This window comes from Nocardiopsis dassonvillei (genome assembly GCF_964273065.1).
GTDB lineage: Bacteria > Actinomycetota > Actinomycetes > Streptosporangiales > Streptosporangiaceae > Nocardiopsis > Nocardiopsis dassonvillei_B.
This window is the reverse complement of sequence record NZ_OZ186815.1, coordinates 6,307,899-6,327,350: the sequence shown is the minus strand read 5'-3', so window position 1 is coordinate 6,327,350 and position 19,452 is coordinate 6,307,899. Positions and strand designations below refer to the sequence as shown.

Here is a 19,452-nt window from a genome sequence, read left to right as displayed (position 1 = left end):
GCGCGGGCGGCGCGGGCCGCCCGCCCCGGGCGCCGCTCAGGCGGCCAGGGCCGCGAGGACCTGCTTGGCGGTCACCACGTCCGCGCACCGGCGCGCCGCGTAGGACAGGGCCATCGCGTGGTCGGCGGCGGAGAAGTCGGCGACCGCGTCGGCCGCGACGAACGTCCGGATGTCGCGCATGAAGGCGTCGCAGGCGGTCATCAGCACACCGATGTGGGCGTACACGCCGCAGACGACGAGCTGGTCCCGGCCCGACCGGCGGAGCAGGCCCTCCAGGTCGGTCCGCACGAAGGCGCTGTACCGCCACTTCGTGACGTGCAGGTCCCCCTGCTCCGCGTCGAACGGGACCGCGAGGCCGGTGTGCGCCGGGTCGTCGCGCAGCCCCTCGCCCCACAGGTCCCGCAGCAGACCCCGGTCGTCCGGCCTCTGCGCGCCGGGCTGGGCCGTGTAGATCCGGGGGACGCCGCGTTCCACGCAGGCCTCGCGGAGCAGGGCGATGTTGGAGAGCAGCTCGGGCACCGGCTCGGCACCCTCGTCGAACGCCCCGAGGAAGTACCGCTGCATGTCGTGGACCAGCAGGACGCAGCGGTCGGGGTCGAGCGTCCAGTCCATCCGGGGTTCGGGCAGGTCGGACTCGGTGGGCATGGGGTAGGAGGGGATGGCGGGCAGGGACACGGCTTTCTCCGGCCTCTCGTCTTCGGTCGCGGGCGGCGTCAGGAGCCGAGTCCGGCTCCTCCGTCCACGCGCAGGTCGTGCATGGTGATGTGGGAGGCTTCGGGCGAGCAGAGGAAGGCGACGGCGTCGGCGACGTCCTCCGGGCGGGCCAGCCGGCCCAGGGGGATGCCCACCCGGAACTCCTCGGGCACGCCGGTCACCGCGGGGTGGGGTCCCCCCGCACCGCCCCAGCGGGCGCGGCTCATCCCGGTGTCGGTCGCGCCGGGGGACACCACGTTGCACCGGACCCCGCGGGGGGCCATCTCCAGTCCGAGACAGCGGGTGAAGTGGGCGACCGCGGCCTTGGAGGCCGCGTACGCGGACATGCCCGCCCGGGGCACCGTCCCCGCGTCCGAACCGACCGTGACGATGGCCCCGGCCCCGCGCGGGGCCATCCTGCGGGCCGCGGCCCGGCAGACCTGGAAGACGCCCAGGGCGTTGACGTCGAAGACCGCGCGCCAGTCGTCGGAGGAGAACTCCGTGACGGCTCCCCAGCGCAGGACCCCGGCGACGTTGACCAGGGCGTCCAGGGGACCCTGGTCCTCCTCCACCGCGGCCACGAGGGCGTCGACCGCGGCCTCGTCGGTGACGTCGAGCCGGTGCCCGGTGACGGGGAGGCCGGAGCGGGAGAGCCCGGCGGTGAGCCTGTGGACGGCGGGGCCGTCCGCGTCCGCGGCGGCGACCCGGTAGCCCGACCCGGCGAGGCGGCGGACCACGGCGCCGCCGATGCCTCCGGCGGCACCGGTCACGAGGGCCGATCGGTCATGCGCAGTCAGGGCACACCCCCGCGAATTCCAGTGAGTAGGCGAGTCCGGCGAAACCGGTCAGCCGCTCGACCCGGGTGAGCACCGCGCGCAGCTCCCGCGCGTGCGGGACCTCCTGTGCGCGGCCGCACACGCGGCAGAGCAGATGGTGGTGGGAGGAGGTCGCGCACCGGCGGTAGAGGCGCTCGCCGTCCTCGGAGTGGATGGTGTCGACCTCGCCCTCCCGCGCCAGCCGGTGCAGCGTCCGGTACACGGTGGACAGGCTGGGGGGGCGCCGCGGACCGCCGCCGGAGTCCGCGATCAGGGCGTGGACCTCCTGGCAGCTGCGGAACCGGTCGCCCCGCCGCAGCGCGGCCAGCACCTCGCCGTCGTACCTGGCTCCCGCACCCATGTCACCGGGCTCCCGGCCGGTCGGCGTACCGGGCCCGTCCGGCCGCCCGGGCGGGGCTCGGGTCACGGTGCGGGCTGTTCACATGCGCTCCTCGGGGGAAGGGCGGACCGGTCACCGCTCCTCGACGGGCCGGATCGGGTGGGTGTGCGGGGGCGGGCGGCCTGCGGACCGGACTGGGATGCGAGGAGTGGACAGCGGCCGCCCACCCATGCCAGATTATGATAACCGTTTTCATTTTGGCAAGACGGCTCCCCGTCGGTGCCGGGCCCCGGCGCCCGGCACCGGCGGGACCGCCCCGTCCTCCGCGACCTCTGGAGAGGCATCCCGTGACCGAGTACGACGACCCCTACCGGCTCTCCGGCCGCTACCTGGACATCATGATCCGCGGCTGGTGGGACCACCACGGCACCACCGTCGCGGAGGCCCTGCGTGGACTGCCCGCGGACTCCGGGCCCGTCGTGGACGCGGGCGCGGGCGGCGGACAGGGCACCCGCCTCATCGCCCGAACCCTGCCGCAGGCCCGGATCCTGGCCGTGGAGCCCTCCCCCGTCCTGGTCGCCGTACTGCTCTCCCGCGTCGCCGACGACCCGGATCTGCGCACCCGCGTCACCGTGGACGGCGACGACCTGCTGGCCGCCGACCTGCCCGAGCTCATCGGCGGTGTGGTCATGGCCAACCTCATCGGCCACTTCAGCCCCCACGAGCGCGACCGCCTCTGGGAGGACCTGGCCCCGCGCCTGGCCCCCGGCGCGTTCGTCCTGGTCAACCTGCCCTGGCCGACCGGGCCCGAGGCGGTGGAGCGGTCCCGGATGAGCGAGGTGCCCGTGGGCGGGCGCACCTACGTGGGCTGGGCCGGGGCCGAGCCCGCCGGGCCCGAGCGCCTCACCTGGCACATGACCTACGAGACCCGCGAGGGCGACCGCGTCCTGTCCTCCGACGACGTCCGCTACGACTGGTGGACCGTGTCGGAGCGGTCCCTGCGCGCCGAGACCGCGCCCCACGGCCTGGCCGTCGCCCCCCACGGCCCCGCCGAGGCCGGCCTGTACAAGATCCTGCGGGAGGACTGACCCGTGGGCACACCGACCGACCTGCCCGTGACCGTGCTGTCCGGATTCCTCGGCGCGGGCAAGACCACCCTGCTCGACCACCTGCTGAAGAACCTGGACGGCCTGCGCGTCGCGGTCATCGTCAACGACATGAGCGAGATCAACATCGACGCCGACCTGGTCCGGGGCGGGGGGCACCTGTCCCGGACCGACGAGCGCCTGGTGGAGATGACCAACGGCTGCATCTGCTGCACCCTGCGCGACGACCTGCTGGAGGAGGTCGCCCGCCTGGCCGGGCAGGGCCGGTTCGACCACCTGCTCATCGAGTCCAGCGGCATCTCCGAGCCCATGCCCGTCGCGGCGACCTTCGCCGTCCCCGGGCCCGACGGCCGACCGCTGCTGGAGGGGGCCAGGCTGGACACGATGGTGTCGGTGGTCGACGCCGCGAACTTCCTCGTCGAACTCGACCGCGGCGACGACCTCCTCGACCGCGGTCTGGACGCCTACGAGGACGACGAGCGCACCGTCAGCGACCTGCTCGTCGACCAGGTCGAGTTCGCCGACGTCCTCCTCGTCACCAAGGCCGACCTGGTCACCGCCCAGGAGGCCGACCGCGTGGAGGCCGCCGTGCGGCGCCTGAACCCGCTCGCACGCGTCCTGCGTGTCTCCCACGGGCAGGTCGACCCCGCCGAGCTGATCGGCGCGAACCTGTTCGACCTCGAACGCGCCTCCCGCGCCCCGGGCTGGGTGGCCGAGCTCAACGGCGACCACGTCCCCGAGACCGAGGAGTACGGGATCTCCAGCCTGGTGTTCCGCTCCGACCGCCCCTTCCACCCCGGCCGCCTGTGGGACCTGGTCTCCGAGGGCTTCGAGGACGGGAGGTACGGCACCGTCCTGCGCACCAAGGGCTTCTTCTGGCTGGCGACCCGCGCCCGCACCACGGGACTGTGGTCCCAGGCCGGCCCGGTCGCCCGCTTCGAGCCCGCGGGGGTGTGGAACCCCGCCGACGGCGCGGCCCTGGGGTACGCACCCGAGGACCTCGTCGACACCGAACCGGTCGAGCCCCGCCAGGAGCTGGTGTTCATCGGCACCGCCCTGCGCCGCCGGGAGCTGGAGGAGGCCCTGCACGCCTGCCTGCTCACCGACGACGAGTCGGCGGCCCCCTGGGAGGCGCTGCCCGACCCGTTCCCGGAGTGGGAGGTCCACGGCCTGCACGCCCACCACTCCCGCGCCTGACCGGACCGGCTCCCCCGGTCCCGGCCGGAATCGGAGGGCCCGCAACGGTGTTCGGGACCGGTGTCACCCCCACCGCCCCGGCGGCGCCCCGCCCGCCGGACCGAACGCCGAAAGCGAGAAGAAGTGAACACGGAGACCATCCGCGTCTACGGCGCCGACTGGTGCCGGGACTGCCGGCGCACGAAGCAGCAGCTCACCGAGCTCGAGGTGCCCTTCGAGTACGTCGACCTGGAGAACGACCCCGCGGCGGCGGAGCGGGCTCGGGAGATATCCGGCCGGACGAACATCCCGGTCGTCGTCTACCCGGACGGGACCCACCACGTCGATCCGAGCAACCCCCGGGTCGAGGAGAAGCTCCGCGCGCTGTCGGTGATCTGAACCGGAGGCGGCGCCGTCCCCGAAGAGCCGGGGGCGGCGCCGCCGGTCCGACCGGCCCGCCCTCAGCGCGGGACCGCCTTCCCCAGGCGCCGGACCGCCTCGGTGAGGACCGCCTGGGAGGTGGCGAAGTTCAGCCGCACGTGCCCGGAGCCGCCCGACCCGAACACGTGCCCGGAGCTCAGCGCCACCCGCGCCCGGTCCAGGAACACACGCGCCGGACCGGCCAGCTCGGTCACGATGCCGGGGCCGTCCGCGCCGCCGGAGTCGTCGAGGCCCAGCCCGCGGCAGTCCAGCCAGGCCAGGTAGGTGCCCTCGGGCGGGGTGTACCCGACACCGGGCAGGTGCTCTGCGAGGAGCCGCCCCAGCAGGTCGCGGTTGGCGGCGAGCCCGCCGAGGAGGGCGTCGAGCCAGGCCCCGCCCTCGTCCAGGGCCGCGGTGTGGGCCAGCACCCCCAGGTGGCTGGGGCCGTGGCCGACCTCCTCGGGCATGCGCGCCAGGTCGTCCGCCGCCTCGGGGCCGGCGAGCACGAGCCCGGCCTTGAGTCCGGCGAGGTTCCACGCCTTGGAGGCGGAGGCGACCGCGAAGGCGTCCTCCGCGCCGTCGACGCTGAGATAGGGGGTGAACCCGGCGCCGGGGAGCACCAGCGGGGCGTGGATCTCGTCGGAGACCACCCGCACGCCGTACTCCCGGGCGAGGGCGGCCACCGCTGCCAGCTCCTCGGCCGTGTGCACCGCCCCGGTCGGGTTGTGCGGGTTGCACAGGAGGTGGACCACCCGGCCGCCCCGCTCCCGTGCGGAGGCGAACGCCTCCTCCAGTGCGGCGGGGTCCAGGCGCCCGCCGGCGCCGAGCGGCGCCTCCACGATCCTGCGGCCGGCGTGGGTGACGAACGCGTAGAACGGCGGGTACACGGGCGGGTCGACGACCACCGTGTCTCCGGGCTCGGTGACCAGGCGCAGGACCTCCACGATGCCGAGCATGACGTCGGGCACCAGCGCGGTGTGCTCCACGGCGAGCCCGCCCCAGCCCCAGCGGCGCTCGGCGAACCCGGCCAGCGCCTCGGCGTAGGCGCGGCCGCCGGCGGGGTAGCCGGTGTCGCCGAGCTCCACCGCGCGGTTCAGGGCCCGGGCGACCGGCTCGGCGAGCGGCACGTCCATCTCCGCCACCCACAGCGGCAGCACGTCCTCCGGATGGGTACGCCATTTCATGCTCGTACGCCGGCGCAGCTGTTCGACGGTCAACTGCTCCAGCGGGTTCGGCGCGTCCGCCGCCTCGTGCCCCATGCTCGCCCTCCGTGATCGGCACGGCCGCCCCGGTGGCGGCCATGGGATCATCCTGCCTTCCGGCCGGGCGTTCCGACACCCCCCGGCCGGATCCGGGAGGGTCCGCGCGGGTCAGCCCCGGCGGGGCTGCGGTGCCACGGCGGCGGGCATCTCCCGGGCCGGGCGGATGTTGTGGTTGCGGTGGAAGACGTTGTCCGGGTCGTACTCGGTCTTGACCGCGCTGAGCCGGGCGTAGTTGTCCTCGCCGAAGCCCCGGACCACCCGGGCCTCGCCCTCGTCGCCGGTGAAGTTGAGGTAGACGTCCCCCGTGGACCACGGACGCATGTCCCGGCGGATGTCCTTCACCCACTGGACGGCGCGCTCGTCGTCCGCGGGGTCCTCCCACATCGCGAGCGGGTGGACGGCCCACTGCGCGTGGCGCCAGGGCAGCGGGTAGTCGGTCCGTGCCCGTCCGACGGCGCCGCCGAGCGGCAGGATGGCGTGGGCCGTGGGCGAGGGGACGACCATGCCGTCGGCCCGGGCGCAGAAGGCGTCGACCGCGGAGTCGGGGAGCGACTCCAGGTGCTCCACCGTCCAGTAGTTGCGGTATCCGGGCGGGTCGTCGAGCGCCTTCTGCACCTCGGCGTAGGGCATGTCGGTGACCATCTCCACCGCCGGGTGCAGGCGCAGCAGCGGCGCGGCCAGGTCGCGCAGCACCGCCTCGCCTCCCACGCAGGTGATCGCCGTCCCGCACAGCATCCTGCCGACCAGTTCCTCCGGGATGAACGGCTCCGGCTGCGCGACGAGGTAGATCAGCCCGCCGCCGATCTCGTCGGGGGCCTGCGCCATGAGGTCGCGCCAGGTGCGCACCACCTCGGGTCCGGCCTCCGGCAGGAAGAGCAGCAGCCCCAGGGAGAACTCCGGCAGCGGGTACAGCCGCAGCTCCAGGCGGGTGGCGACGCCGAAGTTCCCGCCGCCGCCGTGCAGGGCCCAGAACAGCTCGGGGTTCTCGTCGGCGGAGGCGTGCACGAGGTCGCCCTCGGCGGTGACCAGGTCGACGCCCAGCAGGTTGTCGCAGGCCAGGCCGAACTTGCGCTCGACCCACCCTGATCCGCCTCCGAGCACGAAGCCGCCGATGCCGGTGGTCGAGACCCGGCCGCCGGTGGTGGCCAGGCCGTGCCGGGCGGTCGCCTCGTCCATCTGTCCCATCACCGCGCCGCCGCCGAGGCCGACCCGCCTGCCGTCGGCGTCCACCGTCACCGTGTTCATCCGGCGCAGGTCGATGACCAGGCCGCCGTGGGTGAGGCTCATCCCCGCGACGCTGTGCCCGCCGCCGCGCACGGCGATCTCCAGCCCCTCCTCCCGGGCGCACTCGATGCAGCGGCGGACGTCGTCGGTGCCCAGGCACTGGGCGATGACGCCGGGCCGCAGGTCGATCATGGAGTTGAAGAGGGCGCGCGCCTCCTCGTAGCCGTCGTCGGTGGCGGAGTACACCTGTCCCGCGAACCCCGACCTCAGGCGCGACAGCACGGTGTCGGACACGGGTTGCACGTTGAGCTGGGCCATGGCCGTCTCCCTCGGAGAAAGGGGGCCACCCGGCCCGGAACGGGTGACGGTGCCGCCGGAGCGGAGACGCCGCGGGCGGCCCCTTCTGGCAGCGTAGGACGGGAGGGCGGTGCCGAGCAGCACGCTTTGGCGGTTCGTTGCCGGAAACTGTTCCGAACCTGTACGGCCGGGCCGTTTCCCCTTGCCCCGCAGTGGTCGGCCGTATCCGTACGCCAACACCCCCTTTGTCCGCCTGTGGGGCCGCCCTGGCGAACACCGGGACCACGCGTCGCGATCTCCACACTCTGTGCGACGGTTGCGTCACCCGGTGACCGGAACCGGCCGTCCGGCCCCACCGGCGTCCCATCGGCTTCGCCCCCGCCCCGCACAGGTCTCCGCCCCGGCCGGCCGCCGGGTCGGTGCGGCAGGCGGGCCCGGGGGTCCCTGCGGCATGGAGGGCCCGACCTCCACGGTGTCCTCGCAAGCGTTGAGAGCCGGTCCGGGGCCGGGCCTCCGAGAGGGGGTGCCGGCGGAGGAGCCCTCGATGCCCGCTCCCCGGTACCGGCCTCTGGCGGTCGGCCGGGGCGCGGCATCCCCCTCACGCGGCTCGTGGTGCCGCCGGTGCGATGGGGCGGTCAGGCGAGCGGAGTGAAGAAATAGGTGTCACGGCCCGCGATACGCCCGTCCGGGCTCAACCGGAAGTGGTCCGCGTAGCGGAGGCTGATCGGGTCCCCGGTCTTGAGCAGGCCCTCGAAGGTCCCGAGGGCGACCGCATGGCCTTCGGACTGGACCACGTCCAGCACGGTGTGCGCCCCCCGGCTGATGGCCCGTTCCTGACCGTAGAACCTCAGCAGCCCCTCGGGGCCGATCCGCGCTTCGTAGCCGGGGCGGCGGTAGACCGCGTCCTCGGTGAAGAGCCGCGCGAGGGTCTCCACACGACCGGTGTCGACGAGGCGGTAGAAACGGTGCAGCAGGTCATCGACCCGGGTACGGCTGTCGGTGGGGTCGGTCATGGTCTCGCACTCCATGGGGTTCGTAACGGGGAGCGTGCTCTCCACGGTCTCCCCGGGGTTTCACGGCGTGTCCGCGGCCCCGGCCGGCCGCGTGGCGGTCCGCCGGGCCCGGCGGACCGCCACCGCCCTCCGGCGGCGCGCCGGGTCCCGGCCTCCCGTCGGGCGGAGGTCCCGGGAGGCGGCGAAGGGTCCTCACCTCCCCCGCGGGGCGAGGGACGATCCGGCCCTCTTTCCCTCGTCGCGTTCGGCGAGCAGCTCCCGGATGTGGTCGTTGAGCGCGTACCTGCGCAGGACGCCGTCCGGGAGGCCGTGCGCGCCGTCGATGCGGCCGAGGCATCCGGCGTGCCCGCACGAGCAGTCGAAGGGCGAGGACATCTCCCACTCCGTGGACGGGTAGAAGAAACCGAGGGGTTCTCCGGCGACGAGCGGCCGGAGGGCGACCACGTCGCCCGTGCCGGCGTCCACGAAGGTGTTCGGTACGCAGGAGTGGTTGAGGTAGCGCACAGCGTCGGAGTCGATGTGGCGCTCCCGGGCGACCTGGACGGTGTACCTGTCGCGCGGCGAGGTGACCGCGGTGGCGGCCCAGGACGCGATCGTCCCGCCGAGGTCGATCGCCTGTGCGGCCACGTACCCCTTCTCACCGGAGGCCGACAACCCCATCTCCATGAGAAATCCCTGCATCTTGTCGCTTTCCTCTCCTTCTCCTTCACCTGTCAACGCGGAACAGGCCGTGGCGGTCCGGCATGCGGGCCGGGGCGGTGGGGGACTCACGGGTCGGCTGCGGACACGGCCTCCGCCTCGGCGTCGTCGGCGCGGGTGACGACGGTGCGAAGGGGGCGGGCGAGAACGCAACAGGCGAGCAGGATGACCGCTCCGGCCACGACGGAGGGCAGGCGGAGGTCGATCCTGCTGAGGAGGCCGGCCGCCAGCGCACCCACGGGGGCCGCACCGTAACCGAGCACACGGACGTACGCCATGACGCGCCCGCGCACGCCGACGGGTACGACCAACTGGGCACAGCCCATGGTGACCGTGGTGCAGACGGTCCCGGCCATGGCCACGCACGCCCATGCGAGGCAGGCGGTGAGAGCGTTCGGGGCCAGTCCGAAGCCGACGCACGACAGGGACATGAGGACCAGGGATCCGGCCGCCACCGGGAACCGGCCGAACCGGCCGATCGCCCTTCCGATGAGGACGACACCGGCGATGCCCCCCACGGCGGCCCCCGAGAAGAAGAGGCCGTAGAGGGAGTCGGGTACTCCGAAGTGGTCGCGGACGACCAGAACGAGCACGGACGCCTGCCCCATCACCGCCATGGTGGTGATCGCGCTGAGCGCGGCCACGGCGAGCAGCGGTCGGTCGGCGTGGACGAAACGCAGCCCGACCGCCGTGTCGGACAGGACCGGGCGCAGCACTCCGTCCCTGGGGCGGTCGGTACCGGGTCTGCGCGCCGCCACGGGAAGCCCGAGGAGGACGAACGCCCCGAGCAGGTAGGCTCCCGCGTTGACCGCGACGGGCAGGGCCGCGGCCACCACGAACAGCAGGCCTGCCAGCGGCGCCCCGGCGAAGTCGTCGGCGACGGTCCTGCCGCCGACGAGCCTGGCGTTGGCCCGGTCCAGGGAGCCCGCCGGGACCAGGCCCGGGACCATCGTCTGGGCGGAGATGTCGTAGAAGATCTCGCAGCTCATGACCAGGAACATCACGGCGTACAGCACGCCCATGGTGGCGTTCCCGGTGGCGATGAGCACGGCGAGGACGATGAGCGCCCCGGCGCGCACGACGTTGGCCGCGATCATCAGGGCGCCCCGGTCCGCACGGTCCACCACGGCTCCCGCCAGGAGCCCGAACAGCAGCCAGGGCAGGAATCGGACCGCCGTCAGCCCGGCGATCGCCAGCGGGTCGTCGGTGATCAGGGCCGCGATCATCGGCAGTGCGACGAGCAGGGCCCCGTCGGCCAGGTTGCTGGACATGTTCCCCGACCAGAAGCGGAGGAAGGGGGTGCCCAGACCCCGGGCCGGCGCCTCCCCGGCCGGGCGGGCGCCGCCGGCCCGGGGGCCGGGCCGCGGCGGGGACGCGGTGCCGTCCTCGTCAGTCACGGCGCAGGCTCAGCGGTCGGATGTCGGTCCAGTTCCGTTCGATGTGGTCGAGGCATTCCCTGCGGCTCCTCTCACGCAGAACCACCTCCCAGCCCGCCGGTACGTCGGCGAAAACGGGCCACAGGGCGTGTTGCCCCTCGGCGTTGACCACGGCGTGGAACAGGGCTTCCTCGTCATCGAAGGGGTTCTGCACGGGGTGCCTGCCTTTCTTCTGGGGCGGGGTCCAGCTTCTGTGCGATGATCCGGCCGATCGCGTCGAGCGGTTCCGGATCGGTCATGGACATGTGATCGGTGTCGATGCGGTGTTCCTCGACCGTCCCGGTGACGTACTCGCTCCAGGCGGCGGGGCCGCCCTGAACCGGGTTGCGGGCGGCGGTGAAGAACGTGACGTCCGCGTCGAGGAGGCGTGGGCGGAAGGTCCGGAGGAGCTCGTGGTGGTTGAGGGCCGCGTCCACGAGGGAGCCGGTCTCCGCTTCGGCCAATCCCCGCAGGACCGGGAACCGCGCGCGCAGGGCGCGGACGGCGTCGTCGCGGTCGAAGGGCGGGCCGTCCGCCTCCTCTGCGGCGCCGGGGTCGATGCCGTCGAGCAGCACTCCCAGGAGCCGCCGGTGACCGGTGGTGCGGGGGGCCGTGGTGGGTGTGGAGGGGAAGGAGTCCATGAGCCCGAGGAACTCCACCTGCTCGCCCGCGGACCGGAACCGTACGGAGATCTCGTGTGCGAGATTGCCGCCGAACGACCAGCCGAGCAGCCGGTAGGGGCCGCGCGGCTGGACCTCGCGCATCCTGTCCAGGTAGTCCTCGACGACGGCCCCGATGCTTTCGGGCATCCGGTCCGGTCGGGTCAGGGCGACGGTCTGAAGCCCGTAGAGGGGCTGGCCGGGGTCGAGGGTGCGCAGGAGCCCCGCGTAACCCCAGCTCATGCCCAGCCCGGGGTGTACGCAGAAGAGCGGGGGCCGGTCCCCGCCCGCCCGGAGCGGCAGGAGGACGTCCAAGGCCCGTCCGCCCCCGCCTCCGGCGTCCGCGGCGAGGATCCCGGAGACGGTGGGGGCCGCGAACACGTCCTTGACCCGCAGTTCGAGCCCGAGGGTGTCGCGTGCCCGTGCGGCCAGGCGCATCACGAGGAGCGAGGTCCCGCCCAGCGCGAAGAAGTCGTCCTCGACCCCGACCGGTCCGTCGAGGCCGAGGACCTCGGCGAAGAGGTCGCACAGGACCTGTTCCCGCGGGGAGTGCGGCCGGTGGCCGCCGGGGAGCGCCCGGACCGGTTCGGGGAGCGCGCGGAGGTCGGTCTTGCCGTTGTCGAGGACCGGTATGCGGTCGAGCACCGTCAGGGTGGAGGGGAGCATGTAGCCGGGCAGCTGTGCCGCCAGGAGGGGGCGCCACCCGACGGGCGGGCGGGCCCCGGACCGCTCCTCCTCCACGGTGACGTAGGCGGCGATCTCCGGTCCGTGCGGACCGTGCCGTGGCACGACCGCGGCCCTGCGGACCCCCGGGAGCGCGGCCAGGGCCGTCTCGATCTCCCCGGGTTCGACGCGCAGCCCCCGGATCTTGAGCTGGTCGTCGTTGCGGCCCAGGAATTCCAGCTCCCCGTCGGCCCGCCACCGCACCAGGTCACCGGTGCGGTACATGCGCCCGCCCGTGGTGGAGAACGGGTCCGGAACGAAGCGTTCCGCCGTCAGGTCCGGTCGGCCCAGGTAGCCCCGGGCCACGGTGCCGCCCACGATGTGGAGTTCTCCGGTCACCCCGGTGGGGACGGGCGACAGCCGTTCGTCGAGCACGCGGACACCGATCCCGGGGAGCGGGGTGCCGATGTGCGGTACGCGGCCGGCGACGGCGGTGGCCGTCGCGTTGACCGTGGTCTCCGTGGGGCCGTAGCCGTTGAACGCGGCCAGGGCGTCGGTGTCGGCGAGCTCCCGCCACATCCGCGCCGGCACCGCCTCTCCGCCGAGGAAGAGCCGGAGAACCGGGGCGTCGGCGTCGGTGCGCCCGGCGAGCGCGGACAGGACCTCGTCGCGGACCGACTCCCAGTAGGAGGGGGTCGCCCCGAAGTAGGTGATCCGCCGGTCGGCCAGGGTCCGGGCCATGCTCCGGGCGTCGTCGCGCACATCGTCGTGGACGGGGACGACGGTGTCCCCGCGGGCGATCGGCATCCACTGCTCCATGGAGGCGTCGAAGGCGGGGCTCGCGGTCCACGCGGACCGGCGGGGGGCGGGCACCCAGTAGTCCGATCCGTCGAGGGCCGCGAGGAAGGACGCCACGTTGGCGTGGGTGATCGCGACCCCCTTGGGCCTGCCCGTGGAACCCGAGGTGTAGATGACGTAGGCCAGGTCCTCCGGGTCCCCCGGTCCGGTGAGAGCGGCGGGGAGCGTACCCGGGTCGGCCCACCCGGTGTCCCGGTCCGCCTCCACCTCGACGGCACCGCCGACGTGCCCGCGGGTCGCCCGGTCCACGAGCACGGTTCGGGCACCGGCCCCGGCCATCACGTTCTCCACCCGGCCGGCGGGGGTGCCCGGGTCGAGCGGGAGGAAGGCGGCCCCCGTCCTGAGGACCGCGAGCATCGCGGCGATCGCGTGTTCGGACCGGTGCATGAGGACCGCGACGAGGTCCCCCGCTCCGACACCGGTCCCCGCCAGGTGGGCGGCCAGGCGGTCGGACCGGTCGGCCAGGTCCCGGTAGGTCCAGGGGGCGCCGGCGGTCAGCACTGCGGGTGCCAGGGGGCTCCGTTCCACCTGTTCGCGGAACCTCTCCAGCAGCGGCAGGGCCCGGGGGGCGGTGCCGGCCGGGGTTCCGGCGGTCCTGGCGCGTTCGGCCTCCGTGCGTACGTCGAGGAGGTGCACGGGTAGTCCGGGGTCCGCCGTCACGGCGTCCAGCACGCCCGCGAGGCGGCGGAGAAGGGAGTCGGCCGTGCTGTGGGCGAAGAGGTCCGTCGTGTAGTCCACCCATAGCCGGACGGCCCCCTCCTCGGGCACGTGGAGGGTGAAGCCGAGGTCGAACATGGCCTCGGCGGCCGTCCCGTCCTCTCCGTCCGGTGCGGCCGCCGTCCACCCGTCGGGGTCGTGGCCGCCGTGCTCGGCTGCGAACATCACCTGGAAGAGGGGGTTGTAGGCCGTGCTCCGGGCCGGGTTGAGGGCCTCGACCACCTCTTCGAAGGGCACGTCCTGGTGGTCGAACGCGGCCAGGTCCGCATCGCGGACACGTTCCAGGAGGTCGGCGAACGACGGGTCCCCGGAGACGTCGGTGCGCAGGACCAGGGTGTTGACGAAGAACCCCACCGCATCGTCCAGAGCGGGGTCGGGGCGCCCGGCGGTCGGGGTGCCCAGGACGATGTCCGGTCCGGCGCCCAGACGAGCCAGCATCGCGGCCAGGGCGGCGTGCACGACCATGAAAGGGGTCGCCGCGTGCGCGCGGGCCAGTGCGGTGATCCTGTCGGAGGCCCCGGGGGTCAGTCGCAGCGACCTCCTCGCGCCCCGGCGGGTCGGGCGCGCGGGCCGCGGGAAGTCGGTCGGCAGCGCTATGACCTCGGGGGCGCCGGCCAGGGTCGAGCGCCAGAAGTCCAGTTGCCCGGAGCGCAGCGAGTCGGGGTCCTCCGCGTCACCCAGCACCTCGCGCTGCCACAGCGCGTAGTCGGTGTACTGGACCGGCAACGACTCCCACGCCGGTGCCCGACCCGCCCGGCGGGCCCGGTACGCCCGCCTGAGGTCGCGTGCCAGCGGGGACATCGACACCCCGTCGCACGCGATGTGGTGCACGACGACGGCGACCACCGTGCGACCGTCGGTCGACTCGAACGAGCGGGCCCGCACCGGGCCGTCGACCGACAGGTCGAACGGCAGGGAGCAGAAGGCGCGCACCTGTTCGCGCACCGTGTCGGGGTGCCGCGCGCCTCCGTCGGCCGGCTCCAGGGGGATCGACGCCTCCTCCACCGGGAGCACCCGCTGGTGGGGCTCGCCCTCCGACTCGGCGTAGACCGTGCGCAGGATCTCGTGCCGTGCGGCCACATCGGCCAGGGCCGCCGTGAACGCGTGCGCGTCCAGCGGTTCGGGGAGTGTGAGCACCAGGGGGACGTTGTAGGTCGAGTCGGTCCCCTCGGCGCGGTTCAGGAACCACATGCGGCGCTGTGCGTAGGAGAGCGGGACGCGCTCCGGACGCGGTGCCGGCCGCAGCTCCGGGCGCCGTGAGCCCGCACCGGCGGCGCCCCGGGAGACCAGGGGGCGCAGGAGGGCGACCGTGGGGTGCCTGAACACCTGGCGCACCAGGAGTTCTGCGCCCAGTGCGTCCCTCACCTGCGCGATCAGCCGCATGACCAGCAGCGAGTGGCCGCCCAGGTCGAAGAAGGAGTCGTCGATCCCGACGGGGGTGTCCAGGCCGAGCACGTCGGTGAACAGCCCGCACAGGATCCTCTCCACCTCGTCGCGGGGGCCGCGCGAGGAGGCGGCCGCTGCCGGGGCCGGAGCGGGCAGCGCGCTGCGGTCGAGCTTGCCGTTCGCGGACAGCGGCAGGGATTCCATCACCACGACCGCGGACGGCACCATGTACTCCGGCAGCACCGCCGCGGCCTCGGTGCGCACCGCCGCGCCCGAGAGCTCCGCGCCCGGCTCGGGGACCGCGTACGCCACCAGGCGGCGGTCCCTTGGGCGGTCGGTGCGGACCACGACCGCCGCACGGGACACGCCCGGTATCCCCTCCAGGGCCGCGGCCACCTCGCCGGGCTCGATGCGGAAACCCCGCACCTTCACCTGGTCGTCGACACGTCCGAGGAACTCCAGCACCCCTCCGGGGGCCCATCGCGCCCGGTCGCCCGTCCGGTACATCCTCCCGCCGGGGAGCCCGGAGAACGGATCCGGGACGAACCGCTCCGCCGTCAGCGCGGCCCGGGCCGTGTATCCGTGGGCCAGGCCGGCACCGGCCACGTACAGCTCCCCCGGAACCCCCTCGGGAACGGGTCGGAGGAACCGGTCCAGGACGTGACAGCGCCGGTGGGCGATGGGGGCGCCGATCGGCACGGACCGCCCTTCGACCTTCTCGACCCGGTGGGCCGAGGCGAAGACCATGCTCTCCACCGGACCGTACCCGTGCACGAGGCGGACGCGGGGGAACCGTTCGCGGAACCGGCGCAGGTGGCCGGGCGAGGCGGCCTCCCCTCCGGTCAGGACGTCGCGTGCCGCGTCGAAGGCCTCCGGATAGTCGTCGAGCATGACGTTGAACAGGCCCGCCGACAGCCACAGTGTCGTCACCCCGTGCCGGACGGCGAGTCCCGCCATCACCGAGGGCTCGGGCGACCGCCCCGGTTGGAGGACGCATGTACCGCCGTGCAGCAGTGCGCCCCAGAACTCCAGGGCGAACCCGTCCCAGGACACCGGAGCGGACTGCAGCCACACGCTGGATGCGCCGAACCCGGCGTAGTCCTGGCCGACCAGGGCCGAGGACAGGGAGCGGTGCGAGACGGCCACGCCCTTGGGCTCACCGGTGGAGCCGGACGTGAACATCACACAGGCGGTGGAGGAGGCGGGCACGTCGGCGGACCGGTCGGCCGGACGGGCCCGTGCGATGCGCTCCGCCTCCCGGTCGACCAGTACCGGCTCGGCGGTCCCGCCGAACCGGGCGGCTCCGTCCCGGTCGGTGACCGCAAGGGAGCAGGCCGCGGTCACGGCGACCGCGGTCAGGCGGATGTCGGGCAGAGCGGGGTCCAGGGCCAGGTAGGCCGCGCCCGTCTTCAGTACGGCCACGACGGCCACGGCGAATTCCACGCCGCGTTCGAGCAGGATCCCGACCACGTCCCCGGGGCCCGCGCCCCGCTCACGCAGGTGGGCGGCGAGCAGGTCGGCGCGGTGGTCCAGTTCCCCGTAGGAGACCCGTTCCTCCCCGAAGACCAGTGCCGTGGCCCCGGGGGTGCGGCGGGCCCATCCCTCCAGGGCGCGGTGGACCGGAACAGCGAGGGCGTCCTCGGCCGCGGGGGGCGTGTCCTGCACGGGCTCCGGGGGGTCCGGCCACAGGGGGAGGTCGGCGATACCGATCCCCGGATCGGAGGCCACCGCCTCCAGGACCCGGCACAGGCGGTCCACCAGGGATTCCACCGTGGACCGGTCGAACACGTCCAGCGCGAACTCCGCGCCGCACCCCAGTCCGTTCCCGGCCTCGGCGAAGGCGAACGTCAGGTCGAACTTCGCAGCCCGCCACTCGAAGGGCTCCCGTGCGACGTCCGCTCCCGCGAATCCCGGGAGGGCGTCGGCGCGGTCCTGGAGTACGACCATCACCTGGAACAGCGGGTGGTGCGCCGCCGACCGGTCCGGGGCGACCGCCTCCACGACCTGTTCGAACGGCACGTCCTGGTGCGAGAACGCCTCCAGGTCCGTCCGCCGCACCCTCTCCAGCAGTTCTCCGAACGAAGGCGCCCCCGAGGTGTCGGTGCGCAGGACCACCGTGTTGACGAAGAAGCCGACCAGGTCGTCCAACAGGGGGTCCCCGCGGCCCGTCACCGCTGTTCCCAACGGCACGTCCGGACCGGCGCCCGACCGGTCCAGGACGACCGCCACGGCCGCCTGGAGCACCATGAACAGGGTGCAGCCGTGATCGGCGGCGAGGGTGAGCAGAGCCCGGTGGACGTCCTCGTCCACCTGGAACAGGACGGTCCCTCCTGCGCCGGTGGGCTCCTCGGGCCTGGGCCGGTCCAGGGGGAGTTCGAGCGGTTGCGGGATGCCCTCGAGCCGCCGCGTCCAGTAGTCCAGCTGCCGCCGGGCGACGCCCTCGCCCCCGTCGGCGCCGTCCAGCAGTTCCCTCTGCCAGAGGGCGTAGTCCGCGTACTGCACGGGCAGCGGCTCCCAGCCGGGGGCGGCGCCCGCGCACCTGGCCTCGTAGGCCGCTGCCAGGTCCCGCAGCAGCACCCCCTCGGACCAGCCGTCCGTCGCGATGTGGCGCACCACCACGACGAGCACGACGTCGCCTCCGGGGAGCACCAGCCCCTCACCCAGCACCGGAAGGTCCGTCTCCGTGTCGAAGAGATGCCCGACCGAACGGTCGACCGCGGACGGGACCCCGTCCCCGTCGACTCGGCGGACCGTCCACGGCAGCCGTTCCAGAGCCTGCGCCCCGGTCAGCACCCGCTGCGACGGCTCCCCGCCCACCACGGGGAACACCGTCCGCAGCACCTCGTGCCGCTCCACCACGTCCCCCAGGGCCGCCCCCAGCGCGGCCGTGTCCGCCCCGCCCCGGAAACGCAGCACCAGCGGCACGTTGTAGACGCCCGTGTCCCCGCCCGACTGGTCGATGAACCAGAGCCGCCGCTGGGCGTGGGAGAGCGGGATGGACCCGTCGCGGGGGCGGGGGGCGAGGGCCGGCTGCGCCGGCCGGTCCCCGGCCCGGGTGAGGAGCGCGCCCAGTCCCCTCACCGTGGGGTCGGCGAAGAAGTCGCGGACCGACAGCTCGACGCCGTACTGCGAACGGACCCGGGTGATCAACCGCAGGGCCGTGAGCGAGTCGCCTCCGGAGCGGAAGAAGTCCTGGTCGGGGTCGACGCCCTCCCTCCCCAGGAAGTGGCCGAAGAGCGCGCTCAAGGAGGCGGTGTGCTCGGATTCCGGCTCGGTGCGGGGGGAGGCCGGCACCTCGGCGGGAGCGGGTGCGGGCAGCCGCCCGAGGAGCCGTGCCTTCTCCTCGTCGGTGAGCACGAGCGCGTGCTCCGGCCGTGCTCCGGGGTCGTCCACGACCAGGCGCAGCGCGCGCTCCAGGACGGCGGCCAGGGCGCGCGCCGTGGCCTCGTCGAAGACGTCCAGCGCGTACGCGAGGGACAGGCGCAGCACCTCCGGGGAGCCGTCGGCTCCGCGCACGTCCTCCAGGGCGACGGCCAGGTCGAACTTGGCGGTGTCGAGGTCGACGGTCGACACCTCGACGGACTCCACTCCGTGGAAGTCCGCACGGGCCGCGGCCGCGGTGGTGGTGTGCGCCGTGACCGACACCTGGAACAGCGGGTGGGCGGTGCCGCGTTCGGGGGCGACCGCGTCGACGATGCGCTCGAAGGGGGCGTCCTGGTGGGCGAAGGCGTCCAGGTCCGTCTCCCGGACCCGGCCCAGCAGCTCGGCGGAGGTCGGCGAACCCGAGGTGTCGGTGCGCAGGACCACCATGTTGACGAAGAAGCCGACCAGGTCCTCCAGAGCGGGGTCGTCCCGGCCCGCCACGGGGGTGCCGATCGGCAGGTCCGAGCCCGCGCCGGCCGCCGAGAGCGTGAGCGCCAGCGCCGCCTGGACCACCATCAGCACGGTGCAGTCGTGCCTGTCGGCCGATGCCAGCAGACGGCCGTGGAAATCGGTGTCGAGTTCCACCAGGACACGTGATCCGCGGTTCGTGGGCACGGCCGGGCGGGGCCGGTCGTAGGGGAGGTCGAGCGCTTCGGGCGCGCCCCGCAGGGTCCGCCTCCAGAAGTCCGTCCTGGCCGCCAGGAGGCTGCCGGGGTCGTCCGGGCGGCCGAGCAGCTCCTCCTGCCACAGGGTGAAGTCCGCGTACTGCACCGGCAGCGGCTCCCATCCGGGGGCGGCACCCCCGCACCTGGACCGGTAGGCCGACGCCAGATCGCGCAGGAGGACCGCCTCCGACCAGCCGTCGGTGACGATGTGGTGCGCCAGGAGCACCAGCACGGCCGGGTCCGTGCCGGTCTCGAAGAGACGGGCTCTGAGCGGAACGTCCTTCGAGAGGTCGAAGGGCTGTCGGGCGAACGCCTCCACCCGGTGCCGCACCTCGTCCTCGGAGCACCTCTCGACGACCAGTGACGGATAGTCCCCCGGGTCCGTGAGCACGCGCTGGAAGGGCTCGCCGCCGTGTTCCACGAAGACGGTGCGCAACACCTCGTGCCGCTCCACCACGTCGTCCAGGGCGGACCGCAGTTCCGCGGGGCGCAGACCGCGGCCGAACCGGAGCACCAGCGGCACGTTGTAGACGCTCTCGGTGCCTTCGACGCGGTTGGCGAACCACAGGCGCCCCTGGGCGTACGAGAGGGGGATCAAGGCTGCTCCTTCGGTGGGTCGAC

The 19,452-nt window shown here is 73.9% G+C and carries 13 protein-coding genes; 3 read left to right on the top strand and 10 right to left on the bottom strand.

Annotation, left to right across the window (positions count from 1 at the left end; all coding sequences use genetic code 11):
- Positions 1 to 36: 36 nt before the first annotated feature.
- From ACSUPR_RS28060 to ACSUPR_RS28050, 3 genes are read right to left on the bottom strand one after another with little or no spacing between them, the layout of a single operon-like run.
- Entirely contained in the window at positions 37 to 675 is a 639-nt protein-coding gene (locus tag ACSUPR_RS28060) for an isochorismatase family protein (protein WP_436887936.1), read from the bottom strand.
- Positions 676 to 713: 38 nt separating this feature from the next.
- Positions 714 to 1,463, bottom strand: a complete 750-nt coding sequence (locus ACSUPR_RS28055; protein ID WP_436887934.1) for a 2,3-dihydro-2,3-dihydroxybenzoate dehydrogenase — start codon at positions 1,461 to 1,463, stop codon at positions 714 to 716.
- Positions 1,464 to 1,476: 13 nt separating this feature from the next.
- Positions 1,477 to 1,869, bottom strand: coding sequence for a Fur family transcriptional regulator (locus tag ACSUPR_RS28050; RefSeq protein WP_436887933.1), 393 nt, complete (start codon positions 1,867 to 1,869; stop codon positions 1,477 to 1,479).
- Positions 1,870 to 2,195: 326 nt separating this feature from the next.
- On the opposite strand from ACSUPR_RS28050, the gene ACSUPR_RS28045 reads away from it, so the two are divergent.
- The 3 genes from ACSUPR_RS28045 (at position 2,196) to ACSUPR_RS28035 (ending at position 4,529) form a co-directional block, all read left to right on the top strand.
- Positions 2,196 to 2,936 carry a class I SAM-dependent methyltransferase gene (locus ACSUPR_RS28045; RefSeq protein WP_436887931.1) on the top strand — a complete coding sequence of 247 codons (741 nt, stop codon included), beginning with the start codon at positions 2,196 to 2,198 and terminating at the stop codon, positions 2,934 to 2,936.
- 3 nt (positions 2,937 to 2,939) lie between these two features.
- Entirely contained in the window at positions 2,940 to 4,151 is a 1,212-nt protein-coding gene (locus tag ACSUPR_RS28040) for a GTP-binding protein (RefSeq protein WP_436887929.1), read from the top strand.
- A 123-nt stretch (positions 4,152 to 4,274) separates the two neighbouring features.
- The gene (locus tag ACSUPR_RS28035) at positions 4,275 to 4,529 is read left to right on the top strand and encodes a glutaredoxin family protein (protein ID WP_436887927.1); all 255 of its coding nucleotides are present in this window, start codon (positions 4,275 to 4,277) and stop codon (positions 4,527 to 4,529) included.
- Positions 4,530 to 4,591: 62 nt separating this feature from the next.
- Here the strand turns inward: ACSUPR_RS28035 and ACSUPR_RS28030 are convergent, their stop codons facing one another.
- From ACSUPR_RS28030 to ACSUPR_RS28000, 7 genes are all read right to left on the bottom strand, one after another.
- A complete protein-coding gene (locus ACSUPR_RS28030) occupies positions 4,592 to 5,809 on the bottom strand; it encodes a MalY/PatB family protein (RefSeq protein ID WP_436887926.1) in 1,218 nt (405 codons plus the stop codon).
- 111 nt (positions 5,810 to 5,920) lie between these two features.
- The gene (locus ACSUPR_RS28025; protein ID WP_436887925.1) at positions 5,921 to 7,354 is read right to left on the bottom strand and encodes an FAD-binding oxidoreductase; all 1,434 of its coding nucleotides are present in this window, start codon (positions 7,352 to 7,354) and stop codon (positions 5,921 to 5,923) included.
- 614 nt (positions 7,355 to 7,968) lie between these two features.
- Positions 7,969 to 8,346, bottom strand: a complete 378-nt coding sequence (locus tag ACSUPR_RS28020) for a nuclear transport factor 2 family protein (RefSeq protein ID WP_436887923.1) — start codon at positions 8,344 to 8,346, stop codon at positions 7,969 to 7,971.
- Between the two features lie 192 nt (positions 8,347 to 8,538).
- Positions 8,539 to 9,027 carry an SET domain-containing protein-lysine N-methyltransferase gene (locus ACSUPR_RS28015; RefSeq protein WP_436887921.1) on the bottom strand — a complete coding sequence of 163 codons (489 nt, stop codon included), beginning with the start codon at positions 9,025 to 9,027 and terminating at the stop codon, positions 8,539 to 8,541.
- A gap of 86 nt (positions 9,028 to 9,113) precedes the next feature.
- Positions 9,114 to 10,442, bottom strand: a complete 1,329-nt coding sequence (locus tag ACSUPR_RS28010) for an MFS transporter (protein ID WP_436887919.1) — start codon at positions 10,440 to 10,442, stop codon at positions 9,114 to 9,116.
- Positions 10,435 to 10,635, bottom strand: coding sequence for an MbtH family protein (locus tag ACSUPR_RS28005; RefSeq protein WP_436887918.1), 201 nt, complete (start codon positions 10,633 to 10,635; stop codon positions 10,435 to 10,437). Before ACSUPR_RS28005 ends, ACSUPR_RS28010 begins: the two co-directional genes overlap by 8 nt.
- A complete protein-coding gene (locus tag ACSUPR_RS28000; RefSeq protein WP_436887916.1) occupies positions 10,616 to 19,429 on the bottom strand; it encodes an amino acid adenylation domain-containing protein in 8,814 nt (2,937 codons plus the stop codon). Before ACSUPR_RS28000 ends, ACSUPR_RS28005 begins: the two co-directional genes overlap by 20 nt.
- Positions 19,430 to 19,452 lie beyond the last annotated feature (23 nt).

Excerpts from the sequence above, each read along its gene's own strand:
- ACSUPR_RS28015 (WP_436887921.1), bottom strand. The coding sequence starts at position 9,027 with ATGCAGGGATTTCTCATGGAGATGGGGTTGTCGGCCTCCGGTGAGAAG.
- ACSUPR_RS28050 (WP_436887933.1), bottom strand. The coding sequence starts at position 1,869 with ATGGGTGCGGGAGCCAGGTACGACGGCGAGGTGCTGGCCGCGCTGCGG.
- ACSUPR_RS28020 (WP_436887923.1), bottom strand. The coding sequence starts at position 8,346 with ATGACCGACCCCACCGACAGCCGTACCCGGGTCGATGACCTGCTGCAC.
- ACSUPR_RS28025 (WP_436887925.1), bottom strand. The coding sequence starts at position 7,354 with ATGGCCCAGCTCAACGTGCAACCCGTGTCCGACACCGTGCTGTCGCGC.
- ACSUPR_RS28030 (WP_436887926.1), bottom strand. The coding sequence starts at position 5,809 with ATGGGGCACGAGGCGGCGGACGCGCCGAACCCGCTGGAGCAGTTGACC.